The organism is Citrobacter sedlakii NBRC 105722 (assembly GCF_000759835.1).
GTDB classification, from domain to species: Bacteria; Pseudomonadota; Gammaproteobacteria; order Enterobacterales; family Enterobacteriaceae; genus Citrobacter_A; species Citrobacter_A sedlakii.
On record NZ_BBNB01000004.1, the window covers coordinates 85,198 to 102,355 of the forward strand.

Here is a 17,158-nt window from a genome sequence, read left to right on the forward strand (position 1 = left end):
TAAAAAAACGCGCTTACCTTAACGATAAGCGCGCGGGTGTTCAAGCAATGAGCGATTTATTCGAAGAATACCGCAATTTTGTTAAACATGGTGGGATCGGACTGGTTGCGCACCACTTTCGCCACATCTTCTAGCTTGTCGATCTGGGCGATCATCTGCTCAAGACGTTGATCATCGTTCACCAGTAGCCAGATGCGGCTTTGATCGCTGCCCTGAATCGGCAGGCAGAGGATCCCTTCCACGTTAAACGCGCGACGGGCGAACAACCCACAGACGTGCGTCATGACGCCGGGATGGTTACGGACGGTGAGTTCCAGAATAACGTTTTCATGTGATTGTTTCTGCATCGCTTATTCCCCCACCATCTCAGTATTGGCCGCGCCCGGCGGTACCATCGGATACACTTTTTCTTCTGCATCAATACGCACGTGGATCAGCGCCGGACCCGGACGGCTGATAATCGCCTGCAGCGCCGCCTGCGGGTCGGCTTCGTTATTTAAATCGCAGGTTTCCAGACCAAACCCGGCGGCAATCTGCATAAAGTTAATCATTCCCGGATAAGTGGCGGCAAACACACCCTGCTTGTAAAACAGGCTCTGCTGCTGATGCACCAGCCCCAGCGCTTCGTTGTTCATCAGGATGATTTTCACGTCCAGCTGGTTTTCGCTGGCGGTCGCCATCTCCTGAATGTTCATCATCAGGCTACCGTCGCCGGAGAAGCACAGCACTTTTTTGTCCGGGTTCGCCAGCGCCGCGCCAATCGCCGCGGGCAGGCCAAAGCCCATGGTGCCCAGACCGCCGGAGGTCAGCCACTGGCGCGGACGGTTCAGCGGATACGCCTGCGCCGCCCACATCTGGTGCTGCCCCACATCGGTGGTAATAATCGCGTTGTCATCCACGCAGGCGGCTACGGCGTTAATCAACCCGTAGTGGCTGAGCGGATCGCTTTCCTGCGGAATGGTACACGGGAACTCGCGCTGCAGATCGCGCACCAGTTGATGCCACTCCGTGCGCGGCTGCGCCTCAATCTGCGGAATTAACTGTGTCAGCACCTCGTCCACGTCCGCCTGAATAGCCACGTGCGGCTGCTTGATTTTGCCCAGCTCGGCGCGGTCGATATCCACGTGAATAATTCTGGCGTTCGGGCAGAACTGTTCGGTTTTGCCAATCGCCCGGTCATCAAAACGCGCGCCCAGCACCACCAGCAGATCGGCCTCCTGCAGGATGTAGTTGGTACTGCGCGCGCCGTGCATCCCCAGCATACCCAGCGACAACGGATGCGCCTTCGGCAGCATGCCCAGCGCCATCAGCGTCATGGTGGTCGGCAACTGCGCTTTTTCCGCCAGTTGGCGTACCCGCTCGGGGGCGTTAATCACGCCGCCGCCGAGATACAGCACCGGACGCTTCGCCGCGTTAATCATTGCCGCCGCGTCGCGCACGCTCTGCTCGCTAAAGGCTGGCGCCGCCATTTTCTCCGCCGGAGCGGGCATCGCGTCGATCTCAAAAACTGCGGTCTGGACGTCCTTAGGTATGTCTATCCACACCGGGCCAGGACGACCTGACTGAGCAAGGCGAAAGGCGTCGCTCATCACCTGCGGTAATTCATCGATATGCCTGACCAGATAGTTGTGTTTAGTGATGGGGATAGAAATGCCGTAGGTGTCGACTTCCTGGAAGGCGTCGGTGCCAATCATCGACGCCGGAACCTGGCCGGTGATGCAAACCAGCGGGATAGAGTCCAGACGCGCATCGGCGATAGCGGTCACCAGGTTGGTTGCGCCAGGCCCGCTACAGGCCATACAAACGGCGGGTTTACCGTCGGTACGCGCCATGCCCTGGGCGATAAAACCGGCTCCCTGCTCATGACGCGCCAGAATATGACGAATTTGCGTGCTCTGGCTTAAGGCGTCGTAGACGGGGAGTATCGACCCGCCGGGAATACCGGTGACAATCTGAATACCCTGTCGCTCCAGAAAATGAACGATAAATTCCGCGCCGGTAAAGCGCTTACGCGTGGATGTTGCTGTTGTGCCCGAACTTGCCATGCTCCAGTCCTTTTTTCTTGGCCGGGGCGCCGGGCAGGTCTCTAAACGAAAAACCCCGCCCGGTTTGCGCCGGCGGGGTTTTGGAATCGTGTGTTGTTCCGGACCCTACGGCGCATTGCCGACGACCACCACCACACGCACGACGACCGCTGCGCGAGATGGCGCAGTGTTTAGTAGGGTCGCAGTCAGCATGAAAGGGGTCATTAGGGGCCTTGTCTGTTTATTCATTAACTGGATTTATACAAGCACAGCTTTTTAAGCGAGACAATGGAAAAAATTTCATCTGCATGAAAATGCGTCAACGATCACGTTTCAGGGAAAAAAACGCTAAAAACAAAAAACCCCGCCGGAGCGAGGTTTTTTCAGCGTAATGCGGTTGGTGACCGCAAAGCACACTGTGTTATGTCAACAGCAAAAGTATACGCGTTCTGTGAGGAACACGCAATTTCGGCGCGAATTTTGACGTTTTTGAGTATGGATCAGAAGATTAAATCTGTCCATAAATTACTGTTCATCCATACAGTATTTATCTATAATAACTCAGTACACAGTGTGTCAGGTGGGGCCGCATCGTTAACCGGCGCAATGAAGTCCTGGCTGAAACGGGTGGTGCCGTCAGCGCCTTAACCCCCCCAGAGAGCACACTGTGTTATGTCAACGAAGGTGCTGGCAACAGGCGGCGGAAAGGCACGTCAGCACCGTGCTCCTTTTACCATAAGGAGACGCGTATGAGCCTCGTGGATATCACCATTCTTATCCTGAAACTCATTGTTGCAGTTATGCAACTGCTTGATGCCGTTCTGAAATATTACAAGTAATTCAGATTCAAGTCGCACCAAAGGGGAGCGGGCAACCGCTCCCCTTTCACATGGCGCTTTCCCCGGATGCGTGCGTCCGCTGGTTATGTTACGTTTTTATGACACTCCCTGACGATGCCTGAGCCATGACCCTTTCCGTTTTCTGTATTTTGCTGTTCGCCGCACTGCTGCATGCCAGCTGGAACGCCATTGTGAAAGCCGGAAACGATAAGCTGTATGCCGCTATCAGCGTCAGCGGATCGGCCGCCATCATGGCGTTAATCTTCCTGCCTTTCGCGCCGCAGCCCTCAAGCGCCAGCATCCCGTTTTTAGCCGCCTCAACCGCCCTGCAGGTCATTTACACCGTGCTGGTCGCGCGGACGTATCAGGTTTCGGACATGAGCCAAACCTACCCGCTGATGCGCGGCACTGCGCCGTTACTGGTCGCGGTTATCAGCGTGTTGTTTCTGGGGGACAGTCTGTCGTCACTGGCGTGGACGGGCATTGCGGTGATCTGCCTGGCAATCCTCGGCATGGCTTTTAACGGTCGCGCCAGTTCGCAGCAGGGTATTGTGCTCGCACTGATTAACGCCTGTTTCATTGCCGGATACACGCTGGTAGACGGTACCGGCGTCAGGCTGTCGGAAACCGCGCTGGGCTATACGCTGTGGACCTTTTTCCTCAACGGTTCGTGTCTGCTCGGCTGGGCAATGTTTGCCCGGCGTCGCGAAGCGTCGCGCTATCTGACACAGCACTGGAAAAAAGGGATTTTTGGCGGTATCGGCACCATGGGCTCCTATGGCCTGGCGCTGTGGGCAATGACCCAGGCGCCGCTGGCGGTGGTCGCCGCGCTGCGGGAAACCTCCATTCTGTTTGGCGCGCTGATCGCCTGGCTTCTGCTGAAAGAGCGAGTCGCCGGACTGCGGCTGGTAGCCGCCGGAGGCATTGCCGCCGGGGCGATTTTACTGCGTCTGTCGTGAAGCGTGACAGTCGCGTGGCGGCGCTTACGCCTTATCCGACAGCGATGTAACCTGATTCATTCCGGCAACATTTATTGCCGCTATTTGTTTACATTTCCTGCCGTTCAGCTGTTTTTCATTCCTGCCTGCTCACTGGCCTTCTGCTTTTTGTGTGGTAGATTTCACTCGCATTTATGGGAATGCGCAGCACCTTATTCTTATTTTTTCTCTTTTTGAAAAGTAATCAGCGAAATGAAAAGGCAGAGAAGCGTCAATTTGTTGTTGATGTTGGTACTACTTGTGGCGGTAGGTCAGATGGCGCAAACCATTTATATCCCCGCCATCGCCGATATGGCGCGAGATCTGAACGTCCGGGAAGGGGCCGTTCAGAGCGTAATGGCGGCCTATCTTCTGACTTACGGTGTGTCGCAACTGATCTATGGTCCCCTGTCTGACCGTGTGGGCCGTCGCCCGGTGATCCTCGTCGGGATGTCCATTTTTATGCTCGCCACCCTTGTTGCCATTACCACCCATAGCCTGACGGTACTCATTGCCGCCAGCGCGCTACAGGGGATGGGTACCGGCGTCGGCGGCGTGATGGCGCGTACCCTGCCGCGTGACCTGTACGAAGGCACGCAACTGCGCCACGCCAACAGTCTGCTGAATATGGGGATTCTGGTCAGCCCGCTGCTGGCTCCCCTGCTCGGCGGCCTGCTGGATACAATGTGGAACTGGCGCGCCTGTTACGTTTTCCTGCTGGTGCTTTGCGCGGGCGTCACCTTCAGCATGGCGCGCTGGATGCCGGAAACGCGCCCGGCGGGTGCGCCACGCACGCGACTTATCGTCAGCTATAAAACCCTGTTCGGCAACGGCGCGTTTAACTGTTATCTGCTGATGCTGATTGGCGGTCTGGCCGGGATTGCGGTATTTGAAGCCTGTTCCGGCGTGCTGATGGGCGCCGTACTCGGCCTGAACAGCATGGTGGTCAGCATTCTGTTTATCCTGCCGATTCCGGCGGCGTTTTTTGGCGCGTGGTTTGCCGGTCGGCCGAATAAGCGCTTTTCCACACTGATGTGGCAGTCAGTGATTAGCTGTCTGCTGGCGGGACTGATGATGTGGGTCCCCGGCTGGTTCGGCGTGATGAATGTCTGGACGCTGTTGATCCCCGCTGCGCTGTTTTTCTTTGGCGCAGGAATGCTGTTCCCGCTGGCGACCAGCGGCGCAATGGAGCCGTTTCCGTTTCTCGCCGGGACGGCGGGCGCGCTGGTCGGCGGCCTGCAAAATATCGGCTCCGGCGTGCTGGCCTGGCTTTCGGCGATGCTGCCGCAAACCGGCCAGGGCAGTCTCGGTCTGTTAATGTCTTTGATGGGACTGCTGATTTTACTTTGCTGGTTGCCGCTGGCGTCCCGCCTGTCGCATCAGGGACAGGCCATTTAACCCTGGCAGGCCGGGCTTAGCGTCCGGCCTGTTCGTGTAACCAGCCGATAAACGCCTCGATTTTCGGCCACTGCCTGCCGGGCAGCGTTGTCATGTAATAATGTTGATGACAGGTTAAGGCCATTTCACCGAATGGGGCGACCAGCTCACCACTCTCCAGACGTTTCTGCACCAGCCGCTTACGCCCCATCGCCACGCCAATATGATTCATTGCGGCAATCACCGCTAAATCCGAACGATCGAAGCCAATCCCTGACGATTGCGGCAAATTCACCTCAAAATGCTGCGCCCAGCTGTACCACTCGTCGGTTCCCGAATCGTTGCTCCACGCCTGACGATCGTGCAGCAGCGTACAGTGACGCAGATTTGCCAGCCGTCCCTCCAACGCGAAACGGCGCGCATAGTCCGGGCTGCAGACCGGCAGAATGGCCTCATCCATTAAAAAATGGTGCGCCAACTGTGCAGACGGCGCGTCGTCGAAGTAGATCGCCAGGTCAACCCCGGCCCGCTGTAAATTGACGTTGTCGTTTCCGGTCAGGATCGTCAGGGAAATGGAGGGATAACGTCGGGTAAAGTCGCCCAGCGCGGGCACCAGCCAGCATTGCGCAATGGATGGTCGCGAATAGACGGTAAGGGTCCCGGACAGTTCCTGATTCTTAATATCGAGTATTTCCTGGTTCAGCGTATCCAGTGATGACTTCAGCGCCCAGAATACCCGCTTGCCTTCATGGGTCAGCTCAACCTTACGGTGCGACCGCACGAACAGCTGAATCCCCAGTTCCTCTTCCAGTTGGTTAATGCGATGGCTGATGGCGCTCGGCGTGAGCGAGAGTTCGTCGGCCGCCAGGGCAAACGACTGATGCCGGGCCGCCACTTCGAAAGTGTAGAGTTTAGAGAGCTGCCAGCCGTTCAGTAGCTGGTTGCGTACGTCGCGAACAGGTTCCATCGATGCCTCAGTAAAAACAATCCCTGACAAAGTGTAAAAAATCGCGCGCAAAAATTCAGCACTAAGATGAACTACAGTGAATCAGATCGCAATTACGCCTCTTTTTTCGACATATATCACCTGTTTGGTTCAATCTGGTTCATGTGAAAGCGTATTTATATCGTTTGTCAGCGCGTGCTGTTTTTTCGTCCAATGGAAGCAGGTAAATCACAGGGCAAGGTGAGATATGCACTCTCAAATCTGGGTTGTGAGCACGCTGCTGGTAAGCATCGTGTTAATTGTATTGACCATCGTGAAATTCAAATTCCACCCGTTTCTGGCGCTGTTGCTCGCCAGCTTCTTCGTGGGAACCATGATGGGCATGGGACCGCTGGACATGGTCAATGCCGTTGAAAGCGGGATCGGCGGTACGCTGGGCTTCCTCGCCGCAGTTATCGGGCTTGGCACCATTCTTGGCAAAATGATGGAAGTTTCCGGCGCGGCGGAACGCATCGGGTTGACGCTCCAGCGTTGCCGCTGGCTCTCCGCCGACGTCATTATGGTGCTGGTGGGGCTGATCTGCGGGATCACCCTGTTTGTGGAAGTGGGCGTGGTGCTGCTCATTCCGCTGGCGTTCTCTATTGCGAAGAAAACCAATACCTCGCTGCTTAAGCTCGCCATTCCTCTTTGTACCGCGCTGATGGCCGTCCACTGCGTGGTGCCGCCGCACCCGGCCGCCCTGTTTGTGGCGAATAAACTGGGCGCGGATATCGGTTCGGTGATCGTTTACGGCCTGCTGGTAGGGTTGATGGCGTCGCTGGTTGGCGGGCCGCTGTTCCTGAAGTTTCTCGGCAACCGCCTGCCGTTTAAGGCAGTACCGGCCGAGTTTTCCGACCTTAAGGTGCGCGAAGAAAGTACGCTGCCGTCTTTAGGCGCAACGCTGTTTACCGTGTTGCTGCCCATTGGCCTGATGCTGCTGAAAACCGTCGCAGAGTTAAACATGGCCAAAGGCAGCACGTTGTATACGCTGCTGGAGTTTATCGGCAACCCAATTACCGCCATGTTCATCGCCGTCTTTGTGGCTTATTACATTCTTGGCCTGCGCCAGCAGATGAGTATGGGCACGATGTTGACCCACACCGAAAACGGCTTCGGTTCGATTGCCAATATCCTGCTGATTATCGGTGCTGGCGGCGCGTTTAACGCGATCCTTAAAAGTAGCGGACTGGCGGATACGCTGGCGGTGATCCTCTCGAACATGGATATGCATCCGATCCTGCTGGCCTGGCTGGTGGCGTTGATTCTTCATGCCGCGGTCGGTTCCGCCACCGTCGCGATGATGGGGGCAACGGCGATTGTCGCCCCGATGCTGCCGCTCTATCCCAACGTAAGTCCTGAGATCATCGCCATTGCCATCGGTTCCGGCGCCATTGGCTGCACGATCGTGACCGATTCCCTCTTCTGGCTGGTGAAGCAGTATTGTGGCGCAACGCTGAATGAAACGTTCAAATATTATACGACCGCGACATTTATCGCCTCGGTCATTGCGCTGGCCTGCACATTCCTGCTTTCCTTTATCATCTGAATGCAAAGAGACGTACTATGGAAAACATTCAACAACTCATGACCCGTTATCCCCTGGTAGAGGATTTGGTGGCGCTGAAAGAAACCACCTGGTTTAACCCTGCCACGACCTCTCTTGCAGAAGGTTTACCCTACGTGGGGTTAACGGAAGCCGACGTAAAAGGTGCGCACGCCCGGCTGGCCCGCTTTGCGCCGTATCTCGCGAAAGCCTTTCCGGAAACCGCTGTTAGCGGCGGGATTATTGAATCTGACGTGGTGGCGATTCCGGCAATGCAACAACGGTTGGAAAAAGAGTATGGACAGGCCATCAGCGGCGAAATCCTGCTCAAAAAAGACAGTCATCTGCCAATCTCCGGCTCCATTAAAGCCCGTGGCGGCATTTATGAAGTGCTGACTCACGCAGAGAAACTGGCGCTGGAAGCCGGTCTGTTGACCACCGAAGATGATTACAGCGCGCTTCTCAGTCCGGAGTTCAAAGCCTTTTTCAGCCAGTACAGTATTGCGGTAGGTTCAACAGGCAATCTCGGGCTGTCGATCGGTATTATGAGCGCCCGCATCGGCTTTAAGGTCACCGTGCATATGTCCGCTGACGCCCGCGCGTGGAAAAAGGCTAAACTGCGCAGCCACGGCGTTACCGTGGTTGAGTATGAAGAGGATTACGGCGTGGCAGTGGAGCAGGGGCGCAAGGCGGCGGAGGCCGACCCGAACTGCTTCTTTATCGACGATGAAAACTCGCGCACGCTGTTTTTAGGCTATGCGGTGGCCGGGCAGCGTCTGAAGGCGCAGTTTGAAAAACAGGGGCGGGTGGTGGACGCCGCGCATCCGCTGTTTGTCTATCTGCCGTGCGGCGTGGGCGGCGGTCCTGGCGGGGTGGCGTTTGGTCTTAAACTGGCCTTCGGCGACCATGTTCACTGCTTTTTCGCCGAACCAACCCATTCGCCGTGTATGCTGCTCGGCGTGTATACCGGCCTGCATGACGCGCTCTCGGTGCAGGACATTGGGATTGATAACGTGACCGCCGCTGACGGGCTGGCCGTGGGACGCGCCTCAGGATTTGTTGGTCGGGCCATGGAGCGCCTGCTGGACGGGCTATATACCCTCGACGATCAGACCATGTACGACATGCTGGGCTGGCTGGCGCAGGAAGAAAATATCCGTCTGGAACCGTCAGCACTGGCGGGTATGGCCGGGCCGCAACGCGTCTGCGCCTCGGCAGACTACTTGCGAATGCACCGTTTTACGCCGTCTCAGCTCGCCAGCGCGACGCATGTGGTCTGGGCAACCGGCGGCGGCATGGTGCCGGAAGCGGAAATGGCGCAATACCTTGCGAAAGGGCGTTAGTTTCCTGTTGAAACAGGCCGGATAGCGCAGTGCGTAACCGGTCTGCCGCCACTTAGCGCAGCATCGCCATCAGTTCCATCGGTGAGCGATGCCTTTTAATGAGGTCGCGCATCACCCGCATATATGGCGCAGTATGGGAAAAAAAGGCTCTGTAGCCCGCGCACAGCGGGCTTTTTCCTGAGGCATCCCGATGTTTAGGGCAGTCGCCATGGCAGAATTTTAGCCAGACGCAGCGCTGACAGGTTGCGGTCAGGGTGGTGTTTTTACTGCGACCAAATGCCTCCACCTGCGGCATCTCATTGATGACTTTCAATAACGTGTGATGAATATTACCTAACAGATACTGCGGATAAACGTAATGGTCGCACTGATACAGATCGCCATTCGCCTCCAGCGCAAACGCATGACCGCAGGTTTTACTTAACGCACACATCTGTGACGGGTAGCCGCACCATACGCCCAGCGTCGAATCGAAAAGCTGGACATAGACGCGGCCAATATCTTCCCGCACCCAGAGGTCAAACACGCGGCTCAAAAAATCCCCCCACGCCCGCGGCTCGACGGACTCTGCGCTCAACGCGCCGGTTTCGTCATATTCCACCAACGGAATAAACTGCAAAAACGGCGTGCCGAGCTGACGAAGATAGCGATACATTTCCTCCGGCTGCTGGCTGTTCAGCCGATTGACCACCACCAACAGGTTGAACGCGACGCGATGCGCGACAAGCTTCTCCAGTGCGTTGATGACGTTATGATGGGTTGGGCGCCCGCTTCGGCTCACGCGATACGCGTCGTGCAGCGCCGCCGGACCATCCAGCGACAGTCCAACCAGCCAGCCGTTGTCATGCAGAAAACGACACCAGTCGTCATTAAGTACTATGCCATTTGTCTGGAAGGCGTTGCGGATCTGTTTCCCCTCGCCGTACTGTTTTTGTAAGGCAACGACGCGGTGGAAAAAATCCAGGCCACAAAGGGTCGGTTCGCCGCCCTGCCAGGCAAACAGCACCTCCGGCCCCGGCTGCGCAGCAATATGTTGCTGGATAAACGCCGTGAGCGTGGCGTCATCCATCACTGGCTGGGTGGGTTTATCGATATAAAAACAGTAACGACAATCAAGGTTACAACGTGAACTGGCCGGCTTGGCCATGACCTGACATCCTGTCATGCGAAATTCCCGATAAAGGCAATAAGTTGGCGAATGTGCGTAACAGCAAACAGTATTGCGAGGGATAACACCGCGAGGGAGATCATAAATTTGTCACGCACTGCTCTGGATTGCGAAAAATCCGGGTGCGTCACGTCCATCAGGTTACGATTCAGGGTGTAGCGCCAGAGGATAATCGCGACCACCGCCAGCACCGAGATGGAGACCCAGAACAGAAATCCGGCCTGATGCCAGTTGTGTTTGACCGCCAGCGCCATCAACGCGCCATAGCCCAGCAGTGTGCGAAACCAGGCCAGCGATGTGCGTTCAGGCTGTAACCCGGGGTCGGCAATCCGCCGCGCTTTCCGGCTATCCGGCATACAGCACCAGCGCGATGACGATCGCCGCCACAACCATCAAAATCAGGCTGATAATCAGCAAGCTATGCGTGTAGGGTAGATCTTCTTTCAGGCGCATCGCCTTTTCGTTACGTAACCAGCGAAGATAGCCGTAAATCGCCAGACCGCCCGAAAACAGGCACAGCAGTAGCGCCAACAGTTCACGAATCACCGGCGTGGCGAAATCCGGCGCGAGCTGGTCGAGACCGACGCCTGCCGCCAGAAAACCCAGCGCGGTGCGGATCCATGCCAGAAATGTACGCTCGTTTGCCAGCGAGAAGCGGTAGTCCGGCGCTTCTCCAAGGCGGGAAATCTTCATCAGGACTCCTTTTCATCAATATTGCCTGGCGCCGGGGCGGCTGACGCCTTATTCGGCCTACGGGTATGCGTAAACGCAGGCCGGGCAAGCAAACATTGTAGTCAGAACTTCTGTTTTTTCTCCTCCACTTTCACGCCCTGAGTGGGCAAACCGGTATCGTAATCACGCACAACCGGCGAATAACCGTCTTCAGGACGCGGGCGGAAAGCGCCCATCCAGCGCGGCTGCGCGTCTTTGCGCCACGGGCGCAGACTCCACTGGTACGTTCGAAACGGATCGCGGATTTTGTCCATATAATCCAGTAGCGCATCGTGCATCGCGTTGCGAACCTCAGTGAAACCGGGGTCATCGATCAGGTTATTTAACTCATCCGCATCGTTTTTCCGGTCATAGAGTTCATCAGTAGTGAACAGGTTAAGCACCAGCTTGTATTCCTCCGTCACCCAGCAGCGCACCGGAATAAATCCGCCAAAGCTGTCGTGTTCAATCTCGTAGCGGTTGAACTCCACCATCACGCCGCGCGGCGAATGCGCGGCCAGAATATTTTCACCCGGCAGAATATCCGGCTTATCCATACCCGCCAGCGCCATCAGGGTCGGCAGCAGATCGATATGGCTGACCGGGGTATCCACCTGGCGGCGCTCGCCCTGTGGCGAACGGATGATCAGCGGTATGCGCGTGATGTCATCGTACATCGCCGCCCCTTTACTGATCAGCCGATGCGCGCCCATCATTTCGCCATGATCGGACGTATAGATCACCCAGGTATTTTCCCGTTGCTCCGGCGTTAAAGCATTAATGACCCGTCCGATCTGATCGTCAACAAAATCATTGCAGGCGAAGTAGAGCGGGTGGTAATAGCGCCCGTCTTCGCCCACCGGCGAGGGCATCGCCTGGGACCACAAGCGATGATGTTCAGGCTTGTTTGCCAGCGTATCGCGCGCTTTCGCCCCCAGTTCGTAATAAAAATCCTGATATTTCTGCAAATACGCTACCGGGCAGGTAAACGGATGGTGCGGTTCGTCGTAGGAGACAACCATCAAAAATGGCTCGTCAGCGCGGGCGGGCTGGTGAAGAAAATCCACCGCCCGGTTGCTGATGCGATACGCCCAGGTAAACGTCTCATCAATGTTGTTGGCCTGTAAATCGTCTATGCTGTTCAGGCCGTTACGCCACAAGGCGATCTCTTTCTCACTCAGTTCCGCCAGGTAATTCGCCCCGTCGTACCAGTAGTCAGCGTCCCATTCCGGCGGGCACTCGCCAGTCCCAAAATAGTCGTGCCCGTCAAGGTGCCATTTCCCGATATAACAGGTGTGGTAGCCCGCATCTTTAAAATAACGCCCCATCGTGGAGATATTTTTCCCCGGCGCGACATTGTTCGTCCACGGTCCGGACTGATTGGCGTAGATGCCGGTAAACAGTCCCGCGCGGGCGGGCGTGCACACCGGCGAACAGGTAAAGGCGGAATTGAAGCGGATGCCTTCGGCGGCCAACTGGTCAATATGATGCGTGTTCAGCGGCTTACCGCTGTAACACCCAACCATATTGGTTGCCTGAGTGTCGGTCATGATGAACAGAAAGTTAGGCCGGGTCATGCGTTTTCCTTAGCGTCAGGGACACAGGTCGCAGCGGCAGAACGGCGGGTCTGCCAACTGCTGTAGATCAAATAAACAATGACCAGCGCTGTTATGCCGTAGCTGAGAATGGTCAGCCAGCAGGTAGAATAACCACCAAACTGCGCGAGGCCGGAATAGACGCCAATCATGGCGGACAGGATGCCAACGGAGGCGATCTTCGCGTTTTTCCACGGCTGCATGTCCACCGCAAACGCGTCCTGAAACCTGAACGGCGTGGCGCGCGGTTTGATCGCGCCGATGATGAGCATGACGAAAACATTGATGCAGAAGGTACAGGCCAGGACATAGAGGAAGTGAAAATCAAACTTCACCAGATAGTTGATGGTGATATAACTGACAATTCCCAGCGCCATCGCCACTTTTGCCGCCAGGGCAGGAATCCGCGGAAAGAAAAAGCCCATGATAATAATCGTCACCAGCGGTACGTTATAGATGCCGTTAAGCTGTTTCATCCAGCTGTAAAGCCCTTCCGGCGCGTTGGCGATCCACGGCGCCACCAGAACGGAAATAATGGCGATGAAGAAGCCGAATTTACGTCCGACGCGCACAAGCTGGTCTGGTTGCGCCTGCGGGTTGATGATGCGGCGATAAATGCCCATGCTGAATAACGTGCTGGCGCTATTAAGAAAACCGTTGAAGGTGCTGATCACCGCACCAAATAATACCGCGCCAAAAAAGCCCACCAGCGGAACCGGCAGCACATTATTCACCAGCGTCGGGTACGCCATATCCGCTTTAGGTAAATCCTGATACAGGTGAAACGCAATCAATCCCGGCAATACCAGCACCAGCGGGTCGAGCATTTTCAGTACGGCGGTTAATAGCGCCCCTTTTTGCCCTTCCGCCAGGCTTTTCGACGCCAGCGTGCGCTGCACAATGCCCTGATTTGTGCACCAGTAAAAAGTGTTTACCAGAATCAGGCCGGTAAACGCCGCGCCAATGGGCAACGGATCGTTCGCCCCGCCAATGGAGTTTAATTTTTCCGCATGCACGGTAGTGAGCTGTTCAATACCCTGTAAAAAACTGCCTTTCCCCATGGCCATTAAGCCAAATATGGGCACTAACAGGCCGCCAATCACCAGACCGATACCGTTGATAGAGTCGGCCACCGCCATTGCCCGCAGACCGCCGATAACCGCGTAAATAATCCCCGCCAGCCCGAGTAAAATAACCAACAGCCAGATCGCCGCGCCGTGGGATATTTGCAGCGATTCGCTGATATGAAACAGGCTGTTTAACGCCAACGCGCCGGAATACAACACGATCGGCAGAAAACAGACGCCAGTCGCAATCAGAAAACAGAAGTCAATAATAATGCGCGTCGTTTTGTCATAGCGCTCTTCAAGAAAATCAGGAATGGTCGCGATGCCGCGCTGGAGATAACGCGGCAGGAAGATCAGCGCGAGGAAAATTAAGGTAACAGCGGACGTCACTTCCCATCCCATGACCGACATCCCGCTCTTGTACGCCTGGCCAGAAAGGCCCACCAACTGTTCGGTGGACAGGTTGGTCAGCATTAACGACGCGGCGATAACCGGCGCTTTCAGTGAACGCCCCGCCAGAAAATATCCCTGTTGCGAACCGGTATCCGTTTTGCGTACTTTCCACCAGGTGATCGCCGCCACCAACAGCGTAAAGCCGACAAAGCTCAAAATTTGTAGCGTATTCATCTCTTAGCCCTTTTAGTGTTTATGTCCCGGCGCGCTCGGTGTAGGGAAGAGCAATAACAGGCCGGTTCAGGCAGTCAGATTTCTTAAAGTACATACGTCATATCCCTGAACGGATCCTTTTCTGTTATGTTCAGGTTGTGAGCATAATTCTCCGGCGAGAAATTAAAATGAATGGAAATTTGCAAAGTTCGCATGTAAAAAACGAAACGACGTACAATATTCCGCTGTTGATTAATGAAAATGTGATCTCCAGCGGCATTTCATTGATATCGCTGTGGCACACCTTCGCCGATGAACAGTATCGGGTTATTTGGCCACGCGATAAGAAAAAACCGCTAATCGCCAACGCCTGGGTCGCTGTGTATACCGTTCAGGGGTGCGGAAAAATACGCTTAAAAGACGGTGAACAAATTACACTTAATGGCAATTGCATCATTTTTTTAAAACCGACGGATATTCAGTCTTATCATTGTGACGGATTGCTGTGGGAACAATACTGGATGGAGTTTACGCCCACCAGCGTTATGGATATTCCTGTCCGTCAACAAAGCGTTATTTATCAGGGTGAGGATTATAATAATGAACTGGAATATGTCTCACAATTAATCACGTCGCCAGAGCCGATCAAAAATAACCTTGCCGTCGCGTTTCTCACCAAAATAATTTATCAGTGGATTTGTCTTATTGCCGCAGAAGGTAAAAAAGATCCGCAACGTCTGCAAATTGAAAAACTTATTGCCACTCTCCATGCCAGTTTGCAACAGCGCTGGAGCGTCGCTGATATGGCGGCAACGCTTCCCTGTAGCGAAGCCTGGCTACGTCGGCTCTTTTTACGCTATACCGGCAAGACGCCGAAGGAATATGTACTGGATGCCCGGCTGGAACTGGCGTTGTCGCTGTTAAAGCAAGAGGGAAATACCGTCGGGCAGGTGGCGGACAGGCTCAACTTTTTTGATTCGTTTCACTTCAGCAAGGCGTTTAAACAGAAATTTGGCTATGCGCCATCGGCAGTGCTGAAACGTAAAAATGAGTATGCCGGATAAGCGCAATTCACAGCGCTATCCGGCAGCCAACGTTATCCTAACCCCCAAAAAATCACCGCCAGCAGTTGCGGCGTGATAATTCGCAGGAACATCACCAGCGGATACACCGTGGCATAAGAGAGCGCCGCCGCGCCGCTGGTGGCATGCAGGTTATTCGCAAACGCCAGCGCGGGCGGATCGGTCATTGAACCGGCCAGCATTCCGCACAGCGTCAGGTAGTTCATTTTGGCGAAAATTCGCGCCAGCAGACCAACGGTAATCAGCGGGATCGCGGTGATAAATATGCCGTAGCCAATCCAGCTTAAGCCTTCGCCCTGGGTCAGGGTATCGATAAAGTCACCGCCTGATTTCAGGCCGACAACCGCCAGGAAAAGCACAATACCCAGTTCCCGCAACGCCAGGTTGGCGCTCGGCGGCATAAACCAGTACAGCTTACCGACGCTGCCGATACGACCGAGGATCAACGCCATAATCAGCGGCCCACCCGCCAGCCCCAGTTTTAAGGCCACCGGGAAGCCAGGAATGAACAGCGGAATGGAGCCCAGCAATACTCCCAAACCGATACCAATAAATACCGGCAACATCTGTACCTGCTGCAGCTTCTGCTGGGCGTTTCCAACGACATTGGCCACGGCATCAATCGAGGCTGGACGGCCCACCAGATTGAGAATGTCGCCAAACTGCAAGCTGGCATCGCTACTGGCGACCAGCTCAACGCCTGCGCGGTTGAGTCGGGAGATCACCACATCGTAACGTTCCTTAAAATGCAGATCGCGGATGCGCTTGCCGAGCACTTTTTCGTTAGTCACCACCACCCGCTCAACGCGCAGATCGGTGCCCCGCGTTGAAAGTGAGGTATCCACTTCCTGACCGATAACTAGCTGGGCGTTATGCAGATCGCCGGGCTGCCCAACCAGGTGCAACAGATCGCCAATCTGAATGACGGTGGTCGGCGACGGCACCATTAGCGTCTCCTCACGCTTCAGACGCGAGCAGATAATTTTGTCACTGTTCAGGATGGGCACATCCTGGATCGCCATATTGTTGAGGTTAGGGTTTTCAACGCGGATATTGATGGTCTGTATCAATGAATGTCCATGAGTGAGCGTCGATTCATGCTGTCGCGCTTCCGCATCGACATTGACGCGGAAAATCAGCCGCATCAGCCACATGGTCAGCAAAATGCCGCAAATACCAAACGGATAAGCCATCGCGTAGCTCATCCCCATCTGATCCACCACCTCCATGGGCGTACCCAGATCGCGCAGAATTTGCTGCCCTGCCCCCAGCGCCGGGGTATTGGTCACCGCGCCAGAAAATATCCCCAGCACCACCGGCAGCGGGATAGCGAAGATTTTATGCAGGATTGCGGTGACCAGGCCGCCCATGATGACTATCAGAATCGCAAACAGGTTGAGGCGTAAGCCTGAAACGCGCAGCGAGGCGAAGAAGCCCGGCCCCACCTGAATGCCAATGGTGTAGACAAAGAGGATCAGACCAAACTCCTGGATGAAGTGCAGCATATCGCCGCTCAGCGTCACGCCTGCCTGGTCGACAAAGTGGCCGACGATAATCCCGCCGAACAGCACGCCCCCAATGCCGAAGCCGACACCCCGCACCTTGATATTGCCGATCCATAATCCGACAACTGCCACCAACGCCAGAACGCTGACCGTCAATGCTATATCACTCATTTTTATTCCCTGTGAATAACATTTGAATTTATAAGGATTATGACTGAATCGTTCAGGCATATATGCAGACTGGCGCACATTATGATGTTACAAAAACCCGGAAAGGCGCTTAAGACGGGCGTGTTGTACGCTTCACACAAAAAAGCCCCGTCATTTCTGGCGGGG

16 protein-coding genes are annotated in these 17,158 nt (G+C 55.3%); 6 read left to right on the forward strand and 10 right to left on the reverse strand.

Annotated features, from left to right (window positions below):
* Positions 1 to 56 precede the first annotated feature (56 nt).
* The 3 genes from ilvN to ivbL form a co-directional block, all read right to left on the reverse strand.
* A complete protein-coding gene (ilvN, locus tag CSE01S_RS09170) occupies positions 57 to 347 on the reverse strand; it encodes an acetolactate synthase small subunit (RefSeq protein WP_012908032.1) in 291 nt (96 codons plus the stop codon).
* 3 nt (positions 348 to 350) lie between these two features.
* Positions 351 to 2,045: an acetolactate synthase large subunit gene (gene ilvB / locus CSE01S_RS09175; RefSeq protein ID WP_042287169.1), complete on the reverse strand. Its 1,695-nt coding sequence runs from the start codon at positions 2,043 to 2,045 to the stop codon at positions 351 to 353.
* Between the two features lie 105 nt (positions 2,046 to 2,150).
* The gene (gene ivbL / locus CSE01S_RS09180) at positions 2,151 to 2,249 is read right to left on the reverse strand and encodes an ilvB operon leader peptide IvbL (RefSeq protein ID WP_042287173.1); all 99 of its coding nucleotides are present in this window, start codon (positions 2,247 to 2,249) and stop codon (positions 2,151 to 2,153) included.
* A 524-nt stretch (positions 2,250 to 2,773) separates the two neighbouring features.
* On the opposite strand from ivbL, the gene tisB reads away from it, so the two are divergent.
* From tisB to emrD, 3 genes are all read left to right on the forward strand, one after another.
* Positions 2,774 to 2,863, forward strand: a complete 90-nt coding sequence (gene tisB, locus CSE01S_RS09185) for a type I toxin-antitoxin system toxin TisB (RefSeq protein ID WP_042287176.1) — start codon at positions 2,774 to 2,776, stop codon at positions 2,861 to 2,863.
* 125 nt (positions 2,864 to 2,988) lie between these two features.
* Positions 2,989 to 3,822 (forward strand): EamA family transporter, encoded by an 834-nt coding sequence (locus CSE01S_RS09190; RefSeq protein WP_042287178.1) that lies wholly within the window; start codon positions 2,989 to 2,991, stop codon positions 3,820 to 3,822.
* A gap of 231 nt (positions 3,823 to 4,053) precedes the next feature.
* Complete coding sequence (gene emrD, locus CSE01S_RS09195; RefSeq protein WP_042287181.1) at positions 4,054 to 5,238, forward strand: multidrug efflux MFS transporter EmrD; 1,185 nt, start codon at positions 4,054 to 4,056, stop codon at positions 5,236 to 5,238.
* A gap of 16 nt (positions 5,239 to 5,254) precedes the next feature.
* Here emrD and dsdC read toward each other — a convergent pair whose 3' ends face one another.
* Positions 5,255 to 6,184: a DNA-binding transcriptional regulator DsdC gene (gene dsdC / locus CSE01S_RS09200; protein ID WP_042287184.1), complete on the reverse strand. Its 930-nt coding sequence runs from the start codon at positions 6,182 to 6,184 to the stop codon at positions 5,255 to 5,257.
* 226 nt (positions 6,185 to 6,410) lie between these two features.
* On the opposite strand from dsdC, the gene dsdX reads away from it, so the two are divergent.
* A complete protein-coding gene (gene dsdX / locus CSE01S_RS09205) occupies positions 6,411 to 7,748 on the forward strand; it encodes a D-serine transporter DsdX (RefSeq protein ID WP_042287186.1) in 1,338 nt (445 codons plus the stop codon).
* 17 nt (positions 7,749 to 7,765) lie between these two features.
* Positions 7,766 to 9,088, forward strand: a complete 1,323-nt coding sequence (gene dsdA / locus CSE01S_RS09210; protein ID WP_042287189.1) for a D-serine ammonia-lyase — start codon at positions 7,766 to 7,768, stop codon at positions 9,086 to 9,088.
* Positions 9,089 to 9,140: 52 nt separating this feature from the next.
* Here the strand turns inward: dsdA and CSE01S_RS09215 are convergent, their stop codons facing one another.
* From CSE01S_RS09215 to CSE01S_RS09235, 5 genes are all read right to left on the reverse strand, one after another.
* Positions 9,141 to 10,253 carry an anaerobic sulfatase maturase gene (locus CSE01S_RS09215; RefSeq protein WP_167333853.1) on the reverse strand — a complete coding sequence of 371 codons (1,113 nt, stop codon included), beginning with the start codon at positions 10,251 to 10,253 and terminating at the stop codon, positions 9,141 to 9,143.
* The gene (locus CSE01S_RS09220; RefSeq protein ID WP_042287195.1) at positions 10,250 to 10,612 is read right to left on the reverse strand and encodes a DUF202 domain-containing protein; all 363 of its coding nucleotides are present in this window, start codon (positions 10,610 to 10,612) and stop codon (positions 10,250 to 10,252) included. The genes CSE01S_RS09215 and CSE01S_RS09220 overlap by 4 nt, the downstream gene beginning before the upstream one ends.
* Positions 10,602 to 10,949, reverse strand: coding sequence for a YidH family protein (locus CSE01S_RS09225; RefSeq protein ID WP_042287198.1), 348 nt, complete (start codon positions 10,947 to 10,949; stop codon positions 10,602 to 10,604). The genes CSE01S_RS09220 and CSE01S_RS09225 overlap by 11 nt, the downstream gene beginning before the upstream one ends.
* 101 nt (positions 10,950 to 11,050) lie before the next feature.
* Positions 11,051 to 12,544, reverse strand: coding sequence for a sulfatase-like hydrolase/transferase (locus CSE01S_RS09230; RefSeq protein WP_042287202.1), 1,494 nt, complete (start codon positions 12,542 to 12,544; stop codon positions 11,051 to 11,053).
* Positions 12,541 to 14,256 (reverse strand): solute:sodium symporter family transporter, encoded by a 1,716-nt coding sequence (locus tag CSE01S_RS09235; RefSeq protein WP_042287204.1) that lies wholly within the window; start codon positions 14,254 to 14,256, stop codon positions 12,541 to 12,543. Before CSE01S_RS09235 ends, CSE01S_RS09230 begins: the two co-directional genes overlap by 4 nt.
* A gap of 167 nt (positions 14,257 to 14,423) precedes the next feature.
* Between CSE01S_RS09235 and CSE01S_RS09240 the strand changes: the two genes are divergently transcribed.
* Positions 14,424 to 15,299, forward strand: a complete 876-nt coding sequence (locus CSE01S_RS09240) for a helix-turn-helix transcriptional regulator (RefSeq protein WP_042287207.1) — start codon at positions 14,424 to 14,426, stop codon at positions 15,297 to 15,299.
* Positions 15,300 to 15,331: 32 nt separating this feature from the next.
* Here the strand turns inward: CSE01S_RS09240 and CSE01S_RS09245 are convergent, their stop codons facing one another.
* Positions 15,332 to 16,993: a putative transporter gene (locus CSE01S_RS09245; protein ID WP_042287210.1), complete on the reverse strand. Its 1,662-nt coding sequence runs from the start codon at positions 16,991 to 16,993 to the stop codon at positions 15,332 to 15,334.
* Positions 16,994 to 17,158: the final 165 nt, after the last annotated feature.

What these genes read in the sequence shown, in the direction of transcription:
- ilvN (WP_012908032.1), bottom strand. Translation starts at nt 347, where the DNA reads ATGCAGAAACAATCACATGAAAACGTTATTCTGGAACTCACCGTCCGT.
- ilvB (WP_042287169.1), bottom strand. Translation starts at nt 2,045, where the DNA reads ATGGCAAGTTCGGGCACAACAGCAACATCCACGCGTAAGCGCTTTACC.
- ivbL (WP_042287173.1), bottom strand. Translation starts at nt 2,249, where the DNA reads ATGACCCCTTTCATGCTGACTGCGACCCTACTAAACACTGCGCCATCT.
- tisB (WP_042287176.1), top strand. Translation starts at nt 2,774, where the DNA reads ATGAGCCTCGTGGATATCACCATTCTTATCCTGAAACTCATTGTTGCA.
- CSE01S_RS09190 (WP_042287178.1), top strand. Translation starts at nt 2,989, where the DNA reads ATGACCCTTTCCGTTTTCTGTATTTTGCTGTTCGCCGCACTGCTGCAT.
- emrD (WP_042287181.1), top strand. Translation starts at nt 4,054, where the DNA reads ATGAAAAGGCAGAGAAGCGTCAATTTGTTGTTGATGTTGGTACTACTT.
- dsdC (WP_042287184.1), bottom strand. Translation starts at nt 6,184, where the DNA reads ATGGAACCTGTTCGCGACGTACGCAACCAGCTACTGAACGGCTGGCAG.
- dsdX (WP_042287186.1), top strand. Translation starts at nt 6,411, where the DNA reads ATGCACTCTCAAATCTGGGTTGTGAGCACGCTGCTGGTAAGCATCGTG.
- dsdA (WP_042287189.1), top strand. Translation starts at nt 7,766, where the DNA reads ATGGAAAACATTCAACAACTCATGACCCGTTATCCCCTGGTAGAGGAT.
- CSE01S_RS09215 (WP_167333853.1), bottom strand. Translation starts at nt 10,253, where the DNA reads ATGACAGGATGTCAGGTCATGGCCAAGCCGGCCAGTTCACGTTGTAAC.
- CSE01S_RS09220 (WP_042287195.1), bottom strand. Translation starts at nt 10,612, where the DNA reads ATGCCGGATAGCCGGAAAGCGCGGCGGATTGCCGACCCCGGGTTACAG.
- CSE01S_RS09225 (WP_042287198.1), bottom strand. Translation starts at nt 10,949, where the DNA reads ATGAAGATTTCCCGCCTTGGAGAAGCGCCGGACTACCGCTTCTCGCTG.
- CSE01S_RS09230 (WP_042287202.1), bottom strand. Translation starts at nt 12,544, where the DNA reads ATGACCCGGCCTAACTTTCTGTTCATCATGACCGACACTCAGGCAACC.
- CSE01S_RS09235 (WP_042287204.1), bottom strand. Translation starts at nt 14,256, where the DNA reads ATGAATACGCTACAAATTTTGAGCTTTGTCGGCTTTACGCTGTTGGTG.
- CSE01S_RS09240 (WP_042287207.1), top strand. Translation starts at nt 14,424, where the DNA reads ATGAATGGAAATTTGCAAAGTTCGCATGTAAAAAACGAAACGACGTAC.
- CSE01S_RS09245 (WP_042287210.1), bottom strand. Translation starts at nt 16,993, where the DNA reads ATGAGTGATATAGCATTGACGGTCAGCGTTCTGGCGTTGGTGGCAGTT.